The sequence below is a fragment of the uncultured Cardiobacterium sp. genome (genome assembly GCF_938028185.1).
GTDB lineage: Bacteria > Pseudomonadota > Gammaproteobacteria > Cardiobacteriales > Cardiobacteriaceae > Cardiobacterium.
On the sequence record NZ_CALJAH010000439.1, the window covers coordinates 1 to 5983 of the forward strand.

Annotated in this window: 6 protein-coding genes and 3 tRNA genes; 6 read left to right on the plus strand and 3 right to left on the minus strand. The window is 60.0% G+C overall.

Features of this window, described 5'->3' with window-relative positions; genetic code table 11:
• On the plus strand, positions 1-542 hold a 542-nt coding region (locus tag Q0349_RS12660; RefSeq protein ID WP_298081379.1), incomplete at its 5' end, for a transposase.
• A gap of 379 nt (positions 543-921) precedes the next feature.
• Here Q0349_RS12660 and Q0349_RS12665 read toward each other — a convergent pair.
• Positions 922-1686: a YggS family pyridoxal phosphate-dependent enzyme gene (locus Q0349_RS12665; protein ID WP_298081380.1), complete on the minus strand. Its 765-nt coding sequence runs from the start codon at positions 1684-1686 to the stop codon at positions 922-924.
• Positions 1687-1688: 2 nt separating this feature from the next.
• Positions 1689-2027, minus strand: coding sequence for a zinc ribbon domain-containing protein YjdM (locus Q0349_RS12670; protein ID WP_298081381.1), 339 nt, complete (start codon positions 2025-2027; stop codon positions 1689-1691).
• Positions 2028-2135: 108 nt separating this feature from the next.
• Here Q0349_RS12670 and fbp point away from each other — a divergent pair, with 108 nt between their 5' ends.
• Positions 2136-3143 (plus strand): class 1 fructose-bisphosphatase, encoded by a 1008-nt coding sequence (gene fbp, locus Q0349_RS12675; protein ID WP_298081382.1) that lies wholly within the window; start codon positions 2136-2138, stop codon positions 3141-3143.
• A 309-nt stretch (positions 3144-3452) separates the two neighbouring features.
• Here the strand turns inward: fbp and Q0349_RS12680 are convergent, their stop codons facing one another.
• Positions 3453-4697, minus strand: coding sequence for a 3-deoxy-D-manno-octulosonic acid transferase (locus Q0349_RS12680; RefSeq protein ID WP_298081383.1), 1245 nt, complete (start codon positions 4695-4697; stop codon positions 3453-3455).
• A gap of 42 nt (positions 4698-4739) precedes the next feature.
• Between Q0349_RS12680 and Q0349_RS12685 the strand changes: the two genes are divergently transcribed.
• The 4 genes from Q0349_RS12685 to Q0349_RS12700 all read left to right on the plus strand — a co-directional run bounded on the left by Q0349_RS12685 (position 4740) and on the right by Q0349_RS12700 (position 5888).
• The gene (locus tag Q0349_RS12685) at positions 4740-5534 is read left to right on the plus strand and encodes a symmetrical bis(5'-nucleosyl)-tetraphosphatase (protein WP_298081384.1); all 795 of its coding nucleotides are present in this window, start codon (positions 4740-4742) and stop codon (positions 5532-5534) included.
• 100 nt (positions 5535-5634) lie between these two features.
• Positions 5635-5719: transfer RNA gene (locus tag Q0349_RS12690), tRNA-Tyr, on the plus strand.
• Between the two features lie 8 nt (positions 5720-5727).
• Positions 5728-5801, plus strand: a tRNA-Gly gene (locus Q0349_RS12695).
• Positions 5802-5812: 11 nt separating this feature from the next.
• A tRNA-Thr gene (locus Q0349_RS12700) sits at positions 5813-5888 on the plus strand.
• Positions 5889-5983: the final 95 nt, after the last annotated feature.

Below are 5983 nucleotides of genomic sequence, written 5' to 3' on the forward strand. Positions count from 1 at the left end.
ATTTCATCACGCGGCTGAAGAAAAACGCGGCCTTTGAAGAGATTGGCGAAAACGCCGTGTGCGGGGAACACATCCTCAGCGACCGGAAAATCCGCTGCAAACACAAAAAAGTCAGCGGCAAGAAGCAGCAAAACCACTATCACGACAAAGCATTGCGGCGCATTGAAGTTGCGCGCGAAGAAGGCAGGACGCTGGTTTTGGTGACGAACGACCACGAAAGCAGCGCGGCAGAAATAGCGGACAACTACAAAAAGCGCTGGCAAATTGAGCTGCTGTTCAAATGGATGAAACAGCACCTTGCGCTGGAGCGTCCATACAGCCGTACGGAAAACGGCGTCAGGCTGCACATTGTCTGCGTGCTGATAGCGTACCTGCTGCTCAGGCAGGCGCAGCGGGAAGAGCGGGAGACAGGGAGTTTGCATCTGTACCTGGCGAAAATTTCGGGGTCGTTGTTTGAGCGGCCGGAGACGACATACGCCCACTACCGAAGGCGGCGGGAGCGGCGTGGTTGTGCGGCTCAAGAGGAATTTGCATTGTTTTAAAAGGGGTTTTTATGGTGAATTTATTCCGGACAGTAGTGCTCCCCCACGGGGGAGGGAGCTGTTCTGCGGTAGATTCAAATAACTGCTGCCGTATCGCTATGGATAGTCATGAAACTATTGCTATTTTTGCAGCCAATGAGTCCCCTCCCCTGTGGGGGAGGGTTAGGGTGGGGGCAGCAAACAACAGCTCAGCAGATTTGAGATTTTGTTGGGGTGTCGTGCAAGTTATGGTTTGGAAGGAAGTCTAATAATTTATGCCTCGGCCTGTCCAAAAAGCCCCTGCCCGCAGGGGCTTTTTTAATGTTTCTCTTGACGGAGCCAGTAGCTACGCCGCTTGGCGGGTCCAGGTTTTATCCCGCTTGGCGGCCGAAGATGTGCATTAACGGTTTTCCGGCGCGAGTCCCGGCCAGTATTCGCTGTCCGGGGTTTTGCGGGCGCCAAAGATGGCCTGGCCGACGCGCACGGTGGTCGCGCCTTCGGCAATGGCCAGTTCAAAGTCGCCGGACATGCCCATGGAGAGTTCGGCAACGGCGGGGTTTTGTTGTTGCAGGCGGTCGCGCAGTTCGCGCAGGCGGATGAAGCAGCGGCGCACCGCTTCGTGGTCGTCGCTGAACAGTGCCAGCGTCATCAGCCCACGCGGGCGCAGGGCGCTGTAGGCGGGCAGCGCGCGGACGAAGGCTTCGGCGGCATCCGGTGCCATGCCGTATTTTTGCGGTTCGTCCGAGGTGTTGATTTGGATGAAGACGTCGAGGCTGCGCCCTTCTTGTTGCAGGCGGCGGTCGAGCGCTTCGGCGATGTCGAGGCTGTCCAGCGCCTGAAATTCGGCAGCGAAGCGGGCGACGTATTTGACTTTGTTGCTTTGCAGGTGGCCGATGACCGCCCATTGCAGGCCGGGAAGCGCGCTGAGCGCCTGCCATTTGTCGTAGGCTTCCTGCACCTTGTTTTCGCCGAGCAGGCGGATACCGACGTCGTAGGCGAAATGCAGCCGTTCGGCGGGGACGGTTTTGCTGACGGGCAAAAGCCGCACCTCTGCCGGGTCGCGGCCACAGGCGGCACAGGCGGCGTGGATGCGCGCCTGGATGCTGGCGAGGTTGGCGGTGATTTCGGCGGCGGTAGTCGCCTGTGGGTAGAGTGGTGCGGTCATGGTCAGGCCTTTTTGACGAATTCGGATTTGAGCATCATGCCGCCGAAGCCTTCGATTTTGCAGTCGATGTTGTGGTCGGCGCCCGGCACGAGGCGGATGTTTTTCACTTTGGTTCCCTGCTTGATGGGCTGGCTGCTGCCTTTCGGCTTGAGCGCCTTGATGAGGACGACGCTGTCGCCATCGGCGAGCGCCACGCCGTTGGCATCCAGCACCGCCGGGGTGTCGTCACCCGTGGCCGCTTCGCCGTCGCGCCATTCAAAGGCGCATTCGGGGCAGATGTTCAGCTCGCCATCGTTGTAACAGTAGTCGCAGCCGCATTGGGGGCAGTGCAATTCGCTCATGTGATTCTCCTGTTTGGTTATGCGCGCCCATTTTACGGCAATGGCGCGGCTGGCGTCGCCGCGTTATAATGCCCGTATGTGGATTTTTGTGAAAATTTGGGAGTTTTTATGCAAAGTTTGGGTGAATTCATCGTCATGCGTCAGGCCGAATACCCGCAGGCCAAGGGCGAACTGAGCGGGATTCTCGCCGCCATCCGTCTCGCCGCCAAGGTGTTGCACCGCGACATCAACCGCGCCGGGCTGGTCAATGACATCCTCGGCGAGGCCGGTTCGGAAAACGTGCAGGGCGAAGCGCAGAAGAAGCTCGACATTTTCGCGCACGAGAAAATCAAGGCGGCCTTCATGGCGCGCGATAATGTCGCCGGTTTTGCCTCGGAAGAAGAAGAAGATTTCATCGCCTTCCAGAGCGAGAAGAACCGCAACGCCAAATACATCGTCCTCACCGACCCGCTCGACGGCTCGTCCAATATTGACGTAAACGTCGCCGTCGGCACGATTTTCTCCATCTACCGCCGTGTCACGCCCATCGGCACGCCGGTGACGCTGGAAGATTTCCTGCAGCCCGGCAACCGTCAGGTGGCAGCGGGCTACGTCGTCTATGGCTCCTCCACCATGCTGGTCTACACCACCGGCAACGGCGTCAATGGCTTCACCTACGACCCCTCGCTCGGCATCTTCTGCCTCTCGCACGAAAACATCCGCATCCCGGACGACGGCACCATGTACTCCATCAACGAAGGGCAGTACCTCAAATTCCCGCTCGGCGTGAAGAAATACATCAAATACTGCCAAGAGCTGGACAAGGACACCAAGCGCCCCTACACCTCGCGCTACATCGGTTCGCTCGTCGCCGATTTCCACCGCAATATGCTCAAGGGCGGCATCTATATGTATCCCTCCGGCAGCAGCTACCCCAACGGCAAACTGCGCCTGAATTACGAAGCCAACCCGATGGCCTTCCTCGCCGAGCAGGCGGGCGGCAGCGCCACCAACGGCTACAGCCGCATCCTCGACATCCAGCCCACCTCATTGCACCAGCGCGTGCCGCTCTACGTCGGCTCAAAAAACATGGTCGGCAAAGTGATGGAGATGATCCGCGACAATCCTGACCACTAAACCGCGCCGCAGGATGGGGCATCATGCCCCGTTCCCGTTTACATACACCAACCCCGCTATCCTGTATGTATAGTGGAATAAATTTGAAATAACCCAAGTTCAAGCCCTGTGTAGCGAACGGAAGCAAGGTAAGCCGCCGATATGCTCCCTCTCCCTGTGGGACAAGCATTGCTCGCGTAGCGAGAGAGGGCTGGGGTGAGGGCAGCAAACGTGAAAAATAGGCTTTTGATTCATCAACAATATCGCTCACCCCCACCCCATCCCTCCCCCGCTGCGGGCTTCGCCCTGCAGGGGAGGGCGTTTTATTCGCTACAGGTAGGGTTCGAGGTAGTGCAGGTGCGCGGCGACGATGTGGTCGTAGCCGCTCATGTGGGCGCGGATGGCGTCGGTGTGCGGCGCGGCGTGCAGCACGAGCAGGGCGGCGGCGAGGGTTTCGGGGCGGTTGTCGGCGAGTTCGCGCGCGAAGGGTTGTCGCACGAGGCGGTCGCGGATGTGCTGGAAGTTGTACATACTTTTGCCGAAGGCGACGGGGATGTCCGCGTGCAGCGCTTCGAGCGGGTTGTGGCCGCCGTGGGCGACGAGGCTGCCGCCGATATAGGCGAGGTCGCTGATGCGGTAGTAGTGGGCGAGTTCGCCGAGGGTGTCGAGGATGAGGATGTCGCGGTCGCCGCTGGCGCTTTCGCCCCGGCTGCGCAGGCGCGGGGTGTAGTCGGCGTCGCACACTTGTTTGGCAACGGCGTCGCGGCGTTCGGGGTGGCGCGGCGCGAGGATGAGGCGGGCGTGCGGCAGGGTTTGTTGGACGAGGCGGTGCGCGGCGAGGGCAATTTCGTCTTCGCCGGGATGGGTGCTGGCGGCAATCCAGGTGTCGGGCACGCGCGCGGCGGCGATGTCGGGCGGCAGCGCGGTCGCGGGCGGGGTTTGGTATTTGAGGTTGGGGGTGATGGTGAGGTTGGCGGCAGGCACGCCCAGTTTGCGGAAGCGGCGGGCATCGTTGCGGGTTTGCGCGTTCACTTGCAGGTGGGCGAGCGGTTCGCGCAGCAGGCGGCGGGCGTAACGGTAGTATCCGCGCAGGGATTTGGCGGAGAGGCGGGCGTTGGTGAGGATGACCGGGACGCCCGCGCGGGCGGCGCAGCGGATGAGGTTCGGCCAGATTTCGGTTTCCATGAGGATGAGCGCGCGTGGCTGGATGTGGGCGAGGATGCGGCGGCTGTTGGCAACGGTGTCGTAGGGCAGGTAGCTGTAGGCGACGCGCTGCGGGTGGTGCGCCTGGTATTGGGCGATTTGTGCGCGGCCGGTCGGGGTGGTGCAGGTGAGCCAGAGGTTGATGGCGGGATGGGTGGCGAGGAGACTGTCGAGCAGCGGGCGGATGGCGAGAAATTCGCCGACGCTGACGGTGTGTACCCAGAGGCTGTCCGGCAGGGCAGGGGGGAGGCGGCGGGTGAAGCGTTCGCTGAGGTGGCGGCGGTAGGCGGGGTTTTGCCGCGATTTGTAGAGGAGGCGGAGCAGGGCGAGGGGCGCGAGCAGGTGCAGTAGCAGGTTGTAGAGGGTGTTCATGTAAGATACCGGTTTTTGTGCTGCATTATAGCGGGGGTTTTTATGGCGATTTTGGCGGTTGGCGATGTGCATGGGCATTTTGAGGCGCTGTTGCGTTTGTTGGACAAGGCGGGTTATGGCGATGGCGACGAGTTGTGGTTCGTCGGCGATTTGGTCAATCGCGGCCCGGATTCGGCGGGGGGGCTGCGCTTCGTGCATGGCCTTGCGCGCAAGCGGGTGGTGCTGGGCAATCATGATTTTTCGTTTTTGGTGCAGGCGCAGCGTTTTCCGGGAAACCGGATGCAGCCCGCCGCGCTGGAATTGTTGCGCGAGGATGACGGCGAGGAGTTGATTGACGGACTGCGGCAGTTCCCGCTGTTGCACGTCGATGCGCGTTTGCAGACGGTGATGTCGCACGCGGGACTGTTTCCGCAGTGGTCGCTGGAGCAAGGTCAGGCGGCAAGCGATGCGGTATCGGCACAGTTGCGCGGCAGCGGTTATCGTGATTTTTTGCGCGAGATTTTTGGCGATTGGCCGAACTACTGGTCGCCGGATTGGCAGGGGATGGATTTTTGGCGTTTCGCGGTCAATGCTTTCTGCCGGATGCGTTATCTGAATGCCGACGGCAGCCTGAATCTGACTGCGAAAGACCAGCCGGAGAAGACGGACGGCTTGCAACCGTGGTTCAGCGTTACGCAAACGTGCGACTGGCGGCAGTTGTTCGGCCATTGGGCGAGTCTGGGTTTGCGCACGGAAGGGAAGATTGTCTGCCTTGATGGCGGTTACGCCTGGGGCGGGCAGTTGGCCGCGTATGACGTGGAAAATCACCGCCTCGCCGCGACGGTTGCCGCTGAATAAACCGCTTGTAATATAAGATGGTTAAAAAATCTCGCGACAAAAATGTCAGGTTGCGCTTGACGTCGCAGGCGCGCTGTATATAATGCGCGCCTACTTTCCCGGAGGGGTTCCCGAGCGGTCAAAGGGAGCAGACTGTAAATCTGCCGGCTCAGCCTTCGTAGGTTCGAATCCTACCCCCTCCACCATTTAACTTGCGGGTGTAGTTCAATGGTAGAACCTCAGCCTTCCAAGCTGATGGTGTGGGTTCGATTCCCATCACCCGCTCCAGAAGTCAATCAGTCCATATAGCTCAGCAGGTAGAGCACTTCCTTGGTAAGGAAGAGGTCACCGGTTCAAATCCGGTTATGGGCTCCATCTTTTTTATTCCTTTTTTATATTCCTTGGGCGGATTGAGATGTCTAAAGAGAAATTTACCCGAACCAAGCCGCACGTAAACGTTGGCACCATTG

What these genes read in the sequence shown, in the direction of transcription:
- Q0349_RS12665 (WP_298081380.1), bottom strand. Translation starts at nt 1,686, where the DNA reads ATGACCGCACCACTCTACCCACAGGCGACTACCGCCGCCGAAATCACC.
- Q0349_RS12670 (WP_298081381.1), bottom strand. Translation starts at nt 2,027, where the DNA reads ATGAGCGAATTGCACTGCCCCCAATGCGGCTGCGACTACTGTTACAAC.
- fbp (WP_298081382.1), top strand. Translation starts at nt 2,136, where the DNA reads ATGCAAAGTTTGGGTGAATTCATCGTCATGCGTCAGGCCGAATACCCG.
- Q0349_RS12680 (WP_298081383.1), bottom strand. Translation starts at nt 4,697, where the DNA reads ATGAACACCCTCTACAACCTGCTACTGCACCTGCTCGCGCCCCTCGCC.
- Q0349_RS12685 (WP_298081384.1), top strand. Translation starts at nt 4,740, where the DNA reads ATGGCGATTTTGGCGGTTGGCGATGTGCATGGGCATTTTGAGGCGCTG.